14 protein-coding genes are annotated in these 14,162 nt (G+C 60.6%); 12 read left to right on the top strand and 2 right to left on the bottom strand.

Features of this window, described 5'->3' with window-relative positions; translation table 11 throughout:
- Nucleotides 1-8 precede the first annotated feature (8 nt).
- A complete protein-coding gene (locus OKC30_RS00345) occupies nt 9-1,142 on the bottom strand; it encodes a methyltransferase (RefSeq protein ID WP_111896964.1) in 1,134 nt (377 codons plus the stop codon).
- Nucleotides 1,143-1,349: 207 nt separating this feature from the next.
- On the opposite strand from OKC30_RS00345, the gene OKC30_RS00340 reads away from it, so the two are divergent.
- From OKC30_RS00340 to nqrM, 9 genes are all read left to right on the top strand, one after another.
- On the top strand, nt 1,350-1,658 hold the full coding sequence (locus OKC30_RS00340; RefSeq protein WP_010673364.1) for a BolA family protein: 309 nt from the start codon (nt 1,350-1,352) through the stop codon (nt 1,656-1,658).
- Between the two features lie 419 nt (nt 1,659-2,077).
- Nucleotides 2,078-3,421 (top strand): Na(+)-translocating NADH-quinone reductase subunit A, encoded by a 1,344-nt coding sequence (locus OKC30_RS00335; RefSeq protein WP_041211275.1) that lies wholly within the window; start codon nt 2,078-2,080, stop codon nt 3,419-3,421.
- 3 nt (nt 3,422-3,424) lie between these two features.
- The gene (locus tag OKC30_RS00330) at nt 3,425-4,654 is read left to right on the top strand and encodes an NADH:ubiquinone reductase (Na(+)-transporting) subunit B (RefSeq protein ID WP_010673367.1); all 1,230 of its coding nucleotides are present in this window, start codon (nt 3,425-3,427) and stop codon (nt 4,652-4,654) included.
- Nucleotides 4,644-5,432, top strand: a complete 789-nt coding sequence (locus tag OKC30_RS00325) for a Na(+)-translocating NADH-quinone reductase subunit C (RefSeq protein WP_223933253.1) — start codon at nt 4,644-4,646, stop codon at nt 5,430-5,432. Before OKC30_RS00330 ends, OKC30_RS00325 begins: the two co-directional genes overlap by 11 nt.
- Nucleotides 5,425-6,057, top strand: a complete 633-nt coding sequence (locus OKC30_RS00320) for an NADH:ubiquinone reductase (Na(+)-transporting) subunit D (protein ID WP_005303545.1) — start codon at nt 5,425-5,427, stop codon at nt 6,055-6,057. Before OKC30_RS00325 ends, OKC30_RS00320 begins: the two co-directional genes overlap by 8 nt.
- A 3-nt stretch (nt 6,058-6,060) precedes the next feature.
- Nucleotides 6,061-6,657, top strand: coding sequence for an NADH:ubiquinone reductase (Na(+)-transporting) subunit E (gene nqrE / locus OKC30_RS00315; RefSeq protein ID WP_005303538.1), 597 nt, complete (start codon nt 6,061-6,063; stop codon nt 6,655-6,657).
- A 17-nt stretch (nt 6,658-6,674) separates the two neighbouring features.
- Nucleotides 6,675-7,898 (top strand): NADH:ubiquinone reductase (Na(+)-transporting) subunit F, encoded by a 1,224-nt coding sequence (gene nqrF, locus OKC30_RS00310; RefSeq protein WP_010673369.1) that lies wholly within the window; start codon nt 6,675-6,677, stop codon nt 7,896-7,898.
- Between the two features lie 3 nt (nt 7,899-7,901).
- Nucleotides 7,902-8,939 (top strand): FAD:protein FMN transferase, encoded by a 1,038-nt coding sequence (locus OKC30_RS00305; RefSeq protein WP_109112121.1) that lies wholly within the window; start codon nt 7,902-7,904, stop codon nt 8,937-8,939.
- 11 nt (nt 8,940-8,950) lie between these two features.
- On the top strand, nt 8,951-9,175 hold the full coding sequence (nqrM, locus tag OKC30_RS00300; RefSeq protein ID WP_010673371.1) for a (Na+)-NQR maturation NqrM: 225 nt from the start codon (nt 8,951-8,953) through the stop codon (nt 9,173-9,175).
- Between the two features lie 81 nt (nt 9,176-9,256).
- Here the strand turns inward: nqrM and OKC30_RS00295 are convergent, their stop codons facing one another.
- Nucleotides 9,257-9,469: a hypothetical protein gene (locus OKC30_RS00295; RefSeq protein WP_039040708.1), complete on the bottom strand. Its 213-nt coding sequence runs from the start codon at nt 9,467-9,469 to the stop codon at nt 9,257-9,259.
- A gap of 218 nt (nt 9,470-9,687) precedes the next feature.
- Here OKC30_RS00295 and dinB point away from each other — a divergent pair, with 218 nt between their 5' ends.
- The 3 genes from dinB to OKC30_RS00280 all read left to right on the top strand — a co-directional run bounded on the left by dinB (nt 9,688) and on the right by OKC30_RS00280 (nt 14,150).
- A complete protein-coding gene (gene dinB / locus OKC30_RS00290) occupies nt 9,688-10,740 on the top strand; it encodes a DNA polymerase IV (RefSeq protein ID WP_119197399.1) in 1,053 nt (350 codons plus the stop codon).
- 67 nt (nt 10,741-10,807) lie between these two features.
- Nucleotides 10,808-12,943 carry a methyl-accepting chemotaxis protein gene (locus tag OKC30_RS00285; protein WP_223933251.1) on the top strand — a complete coding sequence of 712 codons (2,136 nt, stop codon included), beginning with the start codon at nt 10,808-10,810 and terminating at the stop codon, nt 12,941-12,943.
- 286 nt (nt 12,944-13,229) lie between these two features.
- Nucleotides 13,230-14,150, top strand: coding sequence for a transcriptional regulator GcvA (locus OKC30_RS00280; RefSeq protein ID WP_029313926.1), 921 nt, complete (start codon nt 13,230-13,232; stop codon nt 14,148-14,150).
- The last annotated feature ends 12 nt before the right edge of the window (nt 14,151-14,162 follow it).

Raw genomic sequence — 14,162 nt, 5'->3', positions numbered from 1 at the left:
CTTTATCTTTAGCGTTTGATGGCTTTCAAAATAACGAATTTGCTGTTCGACGCAACGACTTGTGCGTTGCCAAACAGGCGCTTGAGTTTGTTGTGATAGTCCAGATGACGGTTGCCTACTATCCAGAGTTCGCCCCCCTGAGGCAACACCCGGTGGGCGTCGCTGAACATCTGCCAGGCGATGTGATCGGTGATCGCCTGCAACTGATGGAAGGGGGGATTGCAGAGGATCCTGTCCGCTGCCCCGACGGGAACGTCATCGAGACAGTTGTTGACCATGAAGTGGGCACGGGGCAGGGCATCGGGCAGGTTGTGCTCGACGTTGAGCCGTGCGGACGCCACCGCCATCCGGGATTCGTCGATGAAGGTCACCTCCACCTCGCTGTCCCGCGCGAGCAGGGAGAGCCCGAGCACGCCGTTGCCACATCCCAGATCGATCACTCTACGGGCACTGTGGATGGGCAGGTTGTCCAGCATGAAGCGGGCGCCGATATCCAGGCTGGTGCGCGAGAAGACGTTGGCATGGTTGTGGATGAGCATGTCGGTGCCTTCCAGCGGCCAGACGGTCGGGAAGGGACTGGTCAGGGACGGGCGCTCGGCGGCCGGGGTGCAATGAATGAGGCGCGCCTTCTTCCAGGCGAGCGAGGTGCGGGTCTCTCCCAGATACTTCTCGAACAGCTTGAGGGTGGATGTGTGGATGTCCTTGGCCTTGCCGGCAGCAATGATGCGGGTCGCGGGGGTCACGACCCCGCGCAGGGCAAGCAGTTGCTGCTCCAGCAGCGCCTGATACTTGGAGACCTTGATCACCACCAGGGCGGGGGCATCGGGCAGGGGGGCCAGGGCATCCTGCAGGGTGATGGCGTGGGGATCCAGCCCGTTTTCCGCCAGATTGGCCAGGGTGGCCCGCTCGCTGATGTGGGAGTCGGTCACGCAGACGGGGTCGTGGGCATGCAGGTAGCCTGCCAGGGCGCCGAAGCCGTCGTTCATGATGATGACGGGGCCGTCAGGTGCCTGCTGCGATTCGGCAAGGTGGCTTATCAGATACTCGTCCGCCGCATCCCAGGCCTGCAGGGGGTCCTGGCTCTGCCGCGGGTAACGATACAGGGTCAGGCGGCAGTGGGCCGTGTCGAGCAGGGTTTGCATAGGCAAGAGTCCAACGTGTGATTGATGAATGGCGACCGTCTGCCCCGTGTTGCCCGGCAGCGGTGAAAGTGGCGCTATTCTAGCGGCGGCGGAGAAATTCACCAGTCCGGTGCGGCGAGAGCGAGCGGATCCTTCGTACCTGATGCATCGGGCGCACAACCCTGGCTACAATGGCCGGATATTCAACGAGGAGTCCTTACCGTGAGCATGCAACAACAGATAGAGGCCAAGCTGGCCGCCGCGCTCTCCCCGAGCCACCTGGAAGTGATCAATGAAAGCTACATGCACAGGGTGGCACCGGGCTCCGAAAGCCACTTCAAGGTAGTCGTGGTGAGCCAGGCGTTTGAGGGACAGCGTTTGCTGGGGCGCCATCGTCAGGTGAACGGGGTGCTGGCCGACGAGTTGGCGGGAGCCATTCATGCATTGGCGTTGCATACCTATACCGAATCCGAGTGGCAGGCCAGGGAGCAGGCGCCAAAGACGCCGGGTTGCGTCAGCAAATCCCCCTTTGCGTGAGCCGTTGGACCTCCTGATGGCGCCTTCCTCGGGCCATTAACAGCGCTATCACGAATGGTGTGCAGCCAGGGATGAGGGGGATGGCATTATTTTTTCTAATCCTTTTCCTTGCGCCTGGAAAATACCTCTATATGGTTAGTTTTGCGAAAAGTCCTTTAAAACCACGGTTTGCAAGGACGTGCGCGAAATATTCAGTGAAGGTTAATTTTGTGATAGGGCGGGGATTTTCCCCATTTGGCGTGGCGGCTAACTCGCCTAAGGTGGTAAACTCAGGCGCTTTTGAATGATCCTGTATGTTGCTGATTTGTTTATTTCTTCGACAGCTTTCCGCGATGTTGACGGGCTCATTCAACAACTCGTCGTGATGTATTTCTCGGCGCTAACCAACCTGTCTTCCCTTAACGGTAGTGCAAGTGAGTATGATTACAATTAAAAGAGGACTGGACATCCCCGTGCTGGGTGCTCCGGAGCAAGTAATCTACGATGGCCCGGCCATCACCCGTGTTGCTACACTCGGCGAAGAGTTCGTGGGGATGCGTCCTACTATGTTTGTCAAAGTAGGTGATCGCGTCATTAAAGGTCAGGAGCTCTTCGAAGATAAGAAGAATCCCGGCGTTAAATTCACGGCCCCTGCCACCGGTGTGGTTTCTGAGATCAACCGTGGTGCCAAGCGTGTTCTCCAGTCCGTTGTCATCGACATCGATGGGTCCGACGAGCAGGTGACCTTTGAGCATTTTGCCTCCGCCGAGCTGCCACAGCTCGAGCGTAGCAAGGTGCAGGAGATCCTGGTCGCATCAGGCCAATGGACCGCGCTGCGTACCCGCCCGTTCAGCAAGGTGCCTGCCGTGGGTTCCACCCCGCGCGCCATCTTCGTCACCGCCATGGACACCAACCCGCTGGCCGCCAGTGCGGAGCTGATCATCAAGGAACAGGCCCAGGCCTTCCTCGACGGTCTGGCCGTGCTGACCCGCCTGACCGATGGTACTGTCCACGTCTGCAAGGGCGAAGCCAGCCTGCCGCACTCCTCCCTGGCCCAGGTCAAGGAAGCCGTGTTCGTCGGTCCGCATCCCGCCGGTCTGCCGGGCACCCACATCCACTTCCTGGATCCGGTCGGTGCCAACAAGGTGCAGTGGCACATCAACTATCAGGACGTGATCGCTTACGGCAAGCTGTTCACCACTGGCCAGATCTTCACCGACAAGGTGATCTCCCTGGCTGGCCCGAACGTCATCAAGCCGCGTCTGCTGCGTACCCGTCTGGGTGCCAGCCTCAGCCAGCTGACCAACAACGAGCTGCGTGCGGACGAAAACCGCATCATCTCCGGTTCCCTGCTGAGCGGTGCCAAGGCCGAAGGGGTCCATGACTATCTGGGTCGCTTCCACAACCAGGTGAGCGTGCTGGGCGAAGGCCGTGAGAAAGAGTTCATGGGCTGGGTCAAACCCAGTGCCAACAAGTTCTCCATCACCCGTACCACCCTCTCTCACCTGATGAAGGGCAAACTCATCAACTTCACTACCACCACCAACGGTAGTGATCGCTCCATGGTGCCTATCGGCAACTATGAGCGTGTGATGCCGCTCGACATCCTGCCGACCCTGCTGCTGCGGGATCTGATCTCCGGTGACACCGACAGCGCGCAGGCGCTCGGCTGCCTGGAGCTGGATGAGGAAGATTTGGCGCTCTGTACCTTCGTCTGCCCCGGCAAGACAGAGTACGGCCCCGTCTTGCGTGAGTGCCTGACCAAGATCGAACTGGAAGGTTAAGCGATGAGTTTCAAGCAACTTCTTGAAAATATGGAACATCACTTCGAGCCGGGTGGCAAGTACGCCAAGTACTATGCCCTGTTCGAAGCGGCGTACACCCTGTTTTATACCCCGGGTTCCGTGACCCGCAATGCCGCCCACGTCCGTGATGCGATCGATCTGAAGCGCATGATGATCATGGTGTGGCTGGCTGTGTTCCCGGCCATGTTCTGGGGCATGTACAACGTCGGCAACCAGTCCATCGCCGCCATCGCCCACATGGGCAGCGCGGCCGGTGCCGATTCCTGGCAATACGCCCTGGCCACCCTGTTCGGTGCCTCGCTGGATCCGGCCGTCGCCGGCATCGGCAGCAAGATGCTGATCGGTGCGGCGCACTTCTTCCCGATTTACATCACCGTCTTCATCGTCGGTGGTTTCTGGGAAGTGTTGTTCGCCATGGTGCGCAAGCACGAGATCAACGAAGGCTTCTTCGTGACCTCCATCCTGTTCGCCCTGATCGTGCCGCCCGAGCTGCCCCTGTGGCAAGCTGCCCTGGGTATCACCTTCGGTGTGGTGCTGGCCAAGGAAGTGTTCGGTGGTACCGGCAAAAACTTCCTGAACCCGGCGCTGGCGGGTCGTGCCTTCCTGTTCTTCGCCTACCCGGGTCAAATCTCCGGTGATGCGGTCTGGGTTGCCGTTGACGGCTTCTCCGGCGCAACCGCACTGAGCCAGTGGGCCCAGGGCGGCCAGATGGCGCTGATCAACGGTGCCACCGGTGAAGCCATCAGCTGGATGGATGCCTTCCTTGGCAACCTGCCCGGTTCCATCGGTGAAGTTTCCACCCTGATGATCCTCATCGGCGCAGCCATGATCGTCTACATGCGCATAGCCTCCTGGCGCATCATCGCTGGCGTCATGGTCGGCATGGTCGCGACCTCCCTGCTGTTCAACGTCATCGGTTCCGATACCAACCCCATGTTCAGCATGCCGTGGCACTGGCACCTGGTGCTGGGTGGCTTCGCGTTCGGCATGGCCTTCATGGCGACCGACCCCGTTTCCGCTGCCTTCACCAACAAGGGCAAGTGGTGGTATGGCGCCCTGATCGGCGTGATGGTGGTGCTGATCCGGGTAGTGAACCCCGCATTCCCGGAAGGCATGATGCTGGCCATTCTGTTCGCCAACCTGTTTGCCCCCTTGTTTGACCATTTCGTGGCGCAGGCGAACATCAAGCGGAGGATCGCACGTGGCGTTTAATAAAGACTCTACTACCGGCACCCTCGCCGTAGTGACCGGTCTGTGTCTGGTCTGCTCCATCGTGGTCTCCGTGGCTGCCGTGGGTCTGCGTCCGGCCCAGCTGGAAAACAAGGCACTGGACAAGCAAAGCAACATCCTGTCCGTCGCCGGCGTCGACATCAGCGCCGTGGCCAAGCGTGATCTGGCCCAGCTCTATGGCGACAAGATTGAAGCGCGTCTGGTGGATCTGACCACTGGTGAGTTCGTTGACGGCGACGCCGACAACTTCGACACCAAGGTTGCCGCCAAGGATCCGGCCAAGAGCATCCGTCTGGCCCCGGCCGACGACAAGGCCGGCCTGCGTCAGATCTCCAAGCTGGTTCCCGTGTTCTTCGCGAAAGATTCCGAAGGCAAGGTCGACAACATCATCCTGCCGATCTACGGCCAGGGTCTGTGGTCCACCATGTATGCCTTCGTAGCGGTCGCGGCCGACGGTCAGACCATCAAGGGCATCACCTACTATGACCACGGTGAAACCCCGGGTCTGGGTGGCGAGATCGAGAACCCGGCCTGGCGCGAGCTGTTCGTCGGCAAGAAGCTGTTCGACCAGAACGGTCAGCCTGCGCTGCGGGTGATCAAGGGCCATGCTCCGGCTGGTTCCGAGCATGAAATCGACGGCCTGTCTGGTGCAACCCTGACCGGTAATGGTGTACAGCACACCTTCGACTTCTGGATGGGCCCCAAGGGCTTCGGTCCCTTCCTGGCCAAGGTACGTGCAGGAGAAATCAACAATGGCTGACAAGAGCGAAATGAAAAAGTTGCTGTTGACGCCTGTGCTCGGCAACAACCCCATCGCACTGCAGGTGCTGGGTGTCTGTTCCGCGCTGGCCGTTACCAGCCAGATGAAGACGGCGTTCGTGATGACGCTGGCCGTTACCGCGGTCACCGCCTTCTCCAACCTGTTCATCTCCCTGATCCGCAACCAGATCCCGAACAGCGTGCGGATCATCGCCCAGATGGCGGTGATTGCCTCGCTGGTTATCGTGGTTGACCAGGTGCTCAAGGCGTATGCCTATGACATCTCCAAGCAACTGTCGGTGTTTGTCGGCCTCATCATCACCAACTGTATCGTGATGGGTCGTGCCGAAGCCTACGCCATGAAGAGTGCCCCGCTGCCCTCCTTCCTGGACGGTATCGGCAACGGTCTGGGTTATGGCGCCGTGCTGCTGACCGTGGCCACCGTGCGCGAGATCCTGGGTTCCGGCACCTGGTTCGGCATCGAGCTGCTGCCGCTGGTGAACAATGGTGGCTGGTATGTGCCCAACGGCCTGCTGCTGCTGCCGCCGAGTGCGTTCTTCATCATTGGTCTGATCATCTGGGGCGTGCGCACCAAGGATCCCAAGCAGGTGGAGGCGAAGGATTAAGGTATGGAACACTATATCAGTCTGTTGATTCGCTCGATCTTCATCGAGAACCTGGCGCTCTCCTTCTTCCTGGGGATGTGTACCTTCCTGGCGGTGTCCAAGAAGGTCAAGACCGCCATGGGTCTGGGGATTGCCGTTATCGTGGTTCAGACCGTTGCCGTCCCGGCCAACAACCTGATCTACAACTACGTGCTCAAAGACGGTGCCTTGGTATCCGGTCTGGATCTGAGCTTCCTGAGCTTCATCACCTTCATCGGGGTGATCGCGGCCCTGGTGCAGATCCTGGAGATGGCGCTGGACAAGTACTTCCCGGCCCTCTACAACGCCCTCGGTATCTTCCTGCCGCTCATCACCGTGAACTGCGCCATCTTCGGCGGCGTCTCCTTCATGGTGCAGCGTGACTACAACTTCGTTGAGTCCGTGGTCTATGGCGTGGGTTCGGGTGCAGGCTGGATGCTGGCTATCGTCGCGATGGCAGGGATCCGCGAGAAGATGAAATATTCCGATGTTCCGGAAGGCCTGCGTGGCCTTGGCATCACCTTCATCACCGCGGGTCTGATGGCGCTGGGCTTCATGTCCTTCTCTGGTATTTCCCTGTAATCGGAAAGGAAATATAGATGGAAATTATTCTGGGTGTGGTCATGTTCACCGTGATCCTGCTGGCCTTGGTGGCAGTCATTCTGTTCGCCAAGTCCAAGCTGGTGACCGCCGGTGACGTGACAATCAGCATCAACGGCGACCCGGCCAAGGCTGTGACCAGCCCGGCGGGTGGCAAGCTGCTTGGCGTGCTCGCCGGCAGTGGTATCTTCGTCTCCTCCGCCTGTGGCGGCGGCGGCTCTTGTGGTCAGTGCAAGGTGCGTGTGAAATCCGGCGGCGGCGACATCCTGCCGACCGAGCTGGATCACATCAGCAAGGGCGAAGCCCGTCATGGGGAGCGTCTGGCCTGCCAGGTCACCGTGCGTTCCGACATGGACATCGAGCTGCCGGAAGAGATCTTCGGCGTGAAGAAGTGGGACTGTACCGTCATCTCCAATGACAACAAGGCCACCTTCATCAAGGAGCTCAAGCTGCAGATCCCGGATGGCGAGAGCGTGCCGTTCCGCGCCGGTGGTTATATCCAGATCGAAGCGCCTGCCCACCACGTGCAGTACAAGAACTTCGATATTCCCGAGGAGTATCGTGGCGACTGGGATCGCTTCAAGATCTTCGAGCTGGAGTCCAAGGTCAACGAGCCGATCATCCGTGCCTACTCCATGGCGAACTATCCGGAAGAGTTCGGCATCATCATGCTGAACGTGCGGATCGCAACCCCGCCTCCCAGCAACTGGACTGCCCCTCCCGGCCAGATGTCTTCCTACATCTTCAGCCTGAAGGCCGGTGACAAGGTGACCATCTCCGGTCCGTTCGGCGAGTTCTTCGCCAAGGACACCGACGCCGAAATGGTGTTCGTCGGTGGTGGTGCGGGTATGGCGCCGATGCGCTCCCACATCTTCGACCAGCTGCGCCGTCTGAAGACCAAGCGCAAGATGAGCTTCTGGTACGGTGCCCGTTCCAAGCGCGAGATGTTCTATGTCGAAGACTTCGACATGCTGCAGGCCGAGAACGACAACTTCCAGTGGCACGTCGCCCTGTCCGATCCGCAACCGGAAGACAACTGGGATGGCTACACCGGCTTCATCCACAACGTGTTGTTCGAGAACTACCTCAAGAACCACGAGGCGCCTGAGGATTGCGAGTTCTACATGTGCGGGCCTCCCGTGATGAACGCCGCCGTCATCAACATGCTGAAGAACCTCGGTGTTGAAGACGAGAACATCCTGCTGGATGACTTCGGTGGTTAATCCATGCGCAGCGTTGTAAAGACCTGGCTAGCCTTCGGGCTAGCCTTTTTCTTGACTGGGTGCGGTCAGGAAACGGTCCAATCGAAGCCGGAGATCCACATCACCGGCAGCACCATGGGTACCTACTACTCCATCAAGGTGGCGGATAGCGCCGTTCAGGATGCCGCCAGGCTGCAAGCCGAGGTCGATGTCTTGCTGGAGCGGGTCAACGATCAGATGTCGACCTATCGCCCGGATTCCGAGCTGTCACGCTTCAACCAGCACAAGAGCAATACCCCTGTGGTGGTTTCCCGCGATACCGCGCGGGTGGTGACCGAGGCCATTCACATTGGCCGCGAGAGCCGCGGGGCGCTGGACGTCACCGTCGGTCCTCTGGTCAATCTGTGGGGCTTTGGGCCGGATGCCAGACCGACCAAGGTGCCGTCCGACGAGCTGATCGCCCAGACCCGGCAGAAGACGGGCCTTGGCAATCTGCATGTGATAACCTCTGCCGATGCCGATACCCTGCAAAAGGACATCCCGGACCTCTACGTGGATCTCTCCGCCATTGCCAAGGGGTTTGGCGTGGACAAGGTGGCCGAGTACCTGGAGTCCCAGGGGGCGCGCAACTATCTGGTGGAGATCGGCGGCGAGCTGCGGATCAACGGTGTCAACGGCAAGGGGCATCCCTGGCGTGTCGCCATCGAGAAGCCGACCGTCAATGCCGGTTCAGTACAGGAGGTGATCCTGCCCGGTGACAACGGGGTGGCCACCTCGGGCGAGTACCGCAACTATTACGAGCTGGACGGCAAGCGCTTCTCCCACACCATGGATCCGCTGACGGGCAAGCCCATCCAGCACCGCCTGGTGTCGGTGACCGTCATCCACCCCTCCTGCATGACTGCAGACGGGTTGGCGACCGTGTTCATGGTCATGGGGCCGGAGAAGAGCCTGGCCTATGCCAAGGAACGGGGGCTGGCCATCTTCACCATCACCAAGACGGATGACGGGTTCGAAGAGGCCTATTCGGATGCCTTCAAACCATATCTGGTCAAGAAGTAAGGGGTAACTACATGCAGATCTTTCTGATCACCTTCGGGGTGTTTCTGATGGTTGTGGTGGCCATGGCCATCGGCTACATTTTCCAGCGCAAGTCCATCTCCGGCTCCTGTGGCGGCCTGGGTTCCATCGGGATCGAGAAGGAGTGCGACTGCCCCGAGCCTTGTGACAACCGCAAGAAGAAGATGGCCAAGGAAGAGGCCCGTCGCAAGATGCTGGTGGACAACCGCATCATCTAACGGTGGATATCGCTCTGAAGGCAGCCTTGCAACGAAACGAGCCGACCCCTGGGTCGGCTCGTTTTTATATGTGGCATGGGGTCAGTAGTCATATTGGCTGCATGCCTTTGCCTTGAACTCTTTCTTTCGCTTTGCCAGCTCTTCCCTGGTGCCCAGTTCATCTCCCTGCCTGATGGCGGTTTCCAGTATCTCGATGCGCTTGTACAGCCAGCTGCATTCGGCTGTCGGGTGATCCTTGGCCATGGTCGCTAGCGGCAACAGCAGCAGGCAGAGCCCCGCCCGGATGATGCTCATGCTTCTCCTCCTTGAGTCTCGTGTGGATGTGGCCTTGAGAGTCTATGCCGCCGCGCCCGCGCGCAGACTGGCAGAAATGACAGGCTTGGGGTAGCATGGAACGTCCAACTGGTTATCCATACAGTATTTTTGGCGTTCGACATGTCTCCTCGCCGGATGCCCAGGGTCTATCCCTATGATCTGTTCGGGAGGCTGTCGACACAGCAACAGACACGGCCATGCGCAAGATCATTCACATCGACATGGACTGCTTCTTCGCCGCGGTGGAGATGCGGGACAACCCGGCCCTCAGGGAGGTGCCGCTCGCCATTGGTGGCGCCGCCGACCGACGCGGGGTCATCTCCACCTGCAACTACGTGGCGCGCCGCTTCGGGGTGCGCTCCGCCATGCCGAGCGCCCTGGCCAGAAAGCTTTGTCCGCCATTGGTGCTGATCCCCGGGCGGATGGCCGTCTACAAAGAAACTTCGCGCCAGTTGCGCGCCATCTTCCTGCGCTACACCGAGCAGGTGGAGCCGCTCTCCCTCGATGAAGCCTATCTCGACGTGACCCAGAGTCCCCGCTGCGGTGGCAGCGCCACCATGATGGCGGCGGAGATCCGCGCCGCCATCAGCGCCGAGCTTGGGTTGACTGCCTCGGCCGGTGTGGCGCCGAACAAGTTTCTGGCCAAGCTCGCCTCGGAGCAGCGCAAGCCTGACGGCCTGTTCGTCATCCGCCCCCAGGAGGTGGACGAGTTCGTGCGTCAGCTCCCTCTTGGCAAGTTGCCCGGCATCGGCCGCAAGACGGCAGAGCGGCTGGAGTCCCTCGGGCTGTATTCGTGCGAAGATGCCCGCCAGCTCGGCAACGAGGAGCTGATCGCCCGTTTCGGCAAGCTCGGGGAGATGCTGGCCGGCCGCATCTGGGGGCATGACGATCAGCCGGTGCAGGCCAGGCGGGTGCGCAAGAGCATCGGTGTGGAGACGACGCTCGCCAGCGACGTGCTGGACGAGGACGCCTGCTGGCAGGTGCTTAGCCGGCTCATTCCCGAGCTGGAGCAGCGTTTTGCCAAGGCCTGCCCTGCGGAGATGCTGATGGGGCAGGGGATCAAGCTGAAGTTTGCCGATTTTCACCAGACCACCGTTTATCGCAAGGGGAGTTATCAGGCGGCCCGCTTCCACGATCTGCTGCACGAGGGACTGCAACGGGCTCAAGGAAAGCCCATTCGCCTGCTCGGTCTGGTCGTTGGTTTGCCCGGAGCGGGTGAAATCAATCAATTAAGCCTGGATTTCTGCTGATTTAGTTAAGTTTTTGTATCCAAAACCGATACAGTGTTCACATCTGTAGACGTTAGGAAATAGTGGCATGAGTTCTCTTTCTGTTCAGGGACGGATCACCCTGATCGCCGGTTGCTGTCTGCTGGCCAGTGCCGTCGCGCTGGTGGCTTCTTCTCTTTTCAACGCGGCCCGCATGCAGGAGCAGGTGCTCACCTCCACCACCCTGGAGGGGCAGCACGCGGCAGAAAACTGGATGCAGGCCATGGGAGCGACCCAGGCAGCCCGGGTGACCAGCTACCTCGATGAGGCTTACTTCAGGGCGACCCTGCTTGCCGAGGGTATCTTGTTCCAGCGCAAGAACGCGGCCGACAACTTCGTTCACTCCGAGGCGCTGCGCAATGCCGTCAACCAGCAGTTGCAGGATGCGGCGGAGTCGTCAGCGAACCTGCTCGGTGTCTATGCGGTATTCGAACCCAACCAGCTCGACGGGGAGGATGACAACTATCAGGGGTCGACGGCGCTCGGGGCCAACGACAAGGGGCGTTTCTCCAGCTATTGGGCCAGGGTCGATGGCAAGGTGACCCTGGAGGTGATGGACGAGGCGATACTGGCCAACGACAAGCCCTCCGGACACGGCGGCCTTGAGAACGACTGGTACAGTTGCAGCATCCGCAGCAAGGCGCTCTGTCTGCTCGAACCCAATGTGGACGAGGTGGGGACCCAGCAGGTGTTGATGACCTCGGTAACCGTGCCGCTGCTGGACCAGGGCTCCCTGCTTGGCATGGTGGGGGTCGACATCTCCCTGGGGACCCTGCAGAGCCTGGTGGAAGAGATGGGCCGGACCCTCTACAAGGGGCAGGGCAAGGTGCTTCTGCTCAGCAGTGAAGGGCGGGTGGCCGGCGTGGAAGGGTTCCCCGTCGCCCTTGGCAATCTGCTGGAGCAGCAAGGGCTGGCGCAGGATCTCAAGGGGTGGCTGACCAAGGGAGATGTGGTGACGCGCTGGAGCCCGGATGGCGCACTGTTGCAGACCTTCGTGCCGGTCAGCATGCGCGGTACGGATCGCAAGTGGGGCACCTATATCGAGCTGCCCCGCGCCGTGGTGCTCGCCTCAGCCCTGCAACTGCAAGGGGAGCTTGAGGATCAGGCCCAGCGCAGCGTGGCCACCCAGCTCACCATAGGTGGCGGGATTTCGGCGCTCGCCCTGCTCTGCATCTGGCTGATGGCCCAGCGCATCGTGGCGCCCATCCGCGCCGTGGTGGCACGCCTCAAGGACATCGCCAGCGGGGAGGGGGATCTCACCCAGCGCATCGATCTGCGCAGGGATGACGAGATAGGCGAGCTGGCCAAGTGGTTCAACAAGTTTCTGGACAAGCTGCAGTCCACCATCAGCGAGGTGATCGACACCGTTGCGGGCACTCGGGCCAGTGCGGCCCTGGCGGCGCAAGGGGCAGCCCGTACCAGCGCCGGCATGCAGTCCCAGTATCAGGAGGTGGATCTGGTGGCGACCGCGTTTGAAGAGTTGAGCGCTACCGCCCTGCAGGTCGCTGGCAATGCCAATGCGGCGGTGGCGGCGGCCGATGAGGCCGACACGGCGGCCCAGGAGGGCAAGTCCGTGGTGGCGCAGACCCAGGAGGCCATGTCCAGACTGATGACGGTGATAAGCGATGCCAAACCAGTGGTGGAGCACCTCTCTGCCAACAGCGACAACATCAACGACATCCTGGTGGTGATCCAGGGGATTGCCGAGCAGACCAACCTGCTGGCTCTGAACGCGGCCATCGAGGCGGCCCGAGCCGGTGAGCAGGGGCGCGGTTTTGCGGTGGTCGCCGACGAGGTGCGCAACCTGGCGGGCCGAACCCAGAACGCCATCGTCGAGATCCAGAACCTCATCGGCCAGTTGCAGTCGGGGACGGAGGCGGTGGTGAAGGCGATCCTGACCAGTCATCACCAGGCGGATCTGACCCTCACCAAGGTGGAGCAGTCGGTCAGCGTGCTGGAGCAGATCATCCAGGCGGTCGGCACCATCCACCAGATGAATGAGCAGATCGCGAGGGCCGCGCAGGAGCAGAGCGGCGTGGCGGACGAGATCAATCGCAACGTCAGCAACATTCGCGATGTGAGCCATACCATTCGGGCGGAAGCGGCGACCTCCGCTGACAACGGGCGCGAGCTGTCGCAACTGGCGGACAAGCAGCAGCAACTGGTGGGCCAGTTCCGGGTGTAGGGGAGGATAAGAAAAAAGGCGCCATCCAACCGGAGGCGCCAAACACATTCAGATGACAGACTGGGTTAAATCGACCTGATTTAGCCCTTCTTCCCGCAGAGGAAGAAACACAACACCACAATCACTGTCGACTCACTCACAAAAACCACATGTAAACCAACATGGAAGAGAAGGTGTGAGCCATATGACAACGAATTGCGTGGCGAATTATGTTTATTCACTGGTCGACCCGCAACCGACAATTTATAATGCGCCCCATTAGAAAAATTCATCGTCGGCCGATTCCATGTCTCGTCGTTTACCTCCGCTCAATGCACTGAAAGCGTTTGAAGCCGCGGCTCGTCACTTGAGCTTTACCCGCGCAGCAGAAGAGCTGTTCGTGACCCAGGCAGCCATCAGCCACCAGATCAAGGCGCTGGAGGAGTATCTCGGCATCAAGCTGTTTCGCCGCAAGAATCGCTCCCTGCTGCTGACCGAGGAGGGGCAGAGCTACTTCCTCGACATCAAGGACATCTTCGCCTCCATCTCCGAGGCGACCGACAAGCTGCTGGCCCGCAGCGCCAAGGGGGCGCTCACCGTCTCCCTGCAGCCGAGCTTCGCCATCCAGTGGCTGGTGCCCCGCCTGGTCAAGTTCAGCGAACGCCACCCGGACATCGATGTGCGGATCAAGGCGGTGGACATGGACGAGGGGTCGCTGACCGACGACGTGGACGTGGCCATCTACTACGGCCGCGGCAACTGGCCGGGTCTTCGTTCGGACAAACTGCACACCGAGTACCTGATCCCGGTCTGCTCGCCCCTGTTGCTGACCGGCCCCAAGCCCCTGCGCACCCCGGACGATCTGACCCGTCACACCCTGCTGCACGACACCTCCCGGCGCGACTGGAAGGCCTGGTTCCGCCAGCTCGACATCGACGCCCCCAATGTCAATCAGGGGCCCATCTTCAGCCACTCCACCATGGTGATCCAGGCGGCGATCCACGGTCAGGGGGTGGCGCTCGGCCACAGCGTTCTGGCCCAGCCGGAGATCGAGGCGGGTCGTCTCATCTGCCCGTTCGAACAGGTGCTGGTGAGCAAGAACGCTTTCTATCTGGTGTGTCAGGAGCAGCAGTCCGATCAGGGCAAGATAGTGGCTTTTCGCGACTGGATGCTGGAACTGGTGGAGCAGGAAGAGGCCCGCAGGCGTGCCCGCCTTGCCGATGCCTGAGGAGTTGACTTG

The organism is Aeromonas sp. QDB18, from assembly GCF_027705325.1.
Lineage (GTDB): Bacteria > Pseudomonadota > Gammaproteobacteria > Enterobacterales > Aeromonadaceae > Aeromonas > Aeromonas caviae.
The sequence above is the reverse complement of the archived record's forward strand: the minus strand, read 5'-3'. Positions and strand labels throughout refer to the sequence as shown.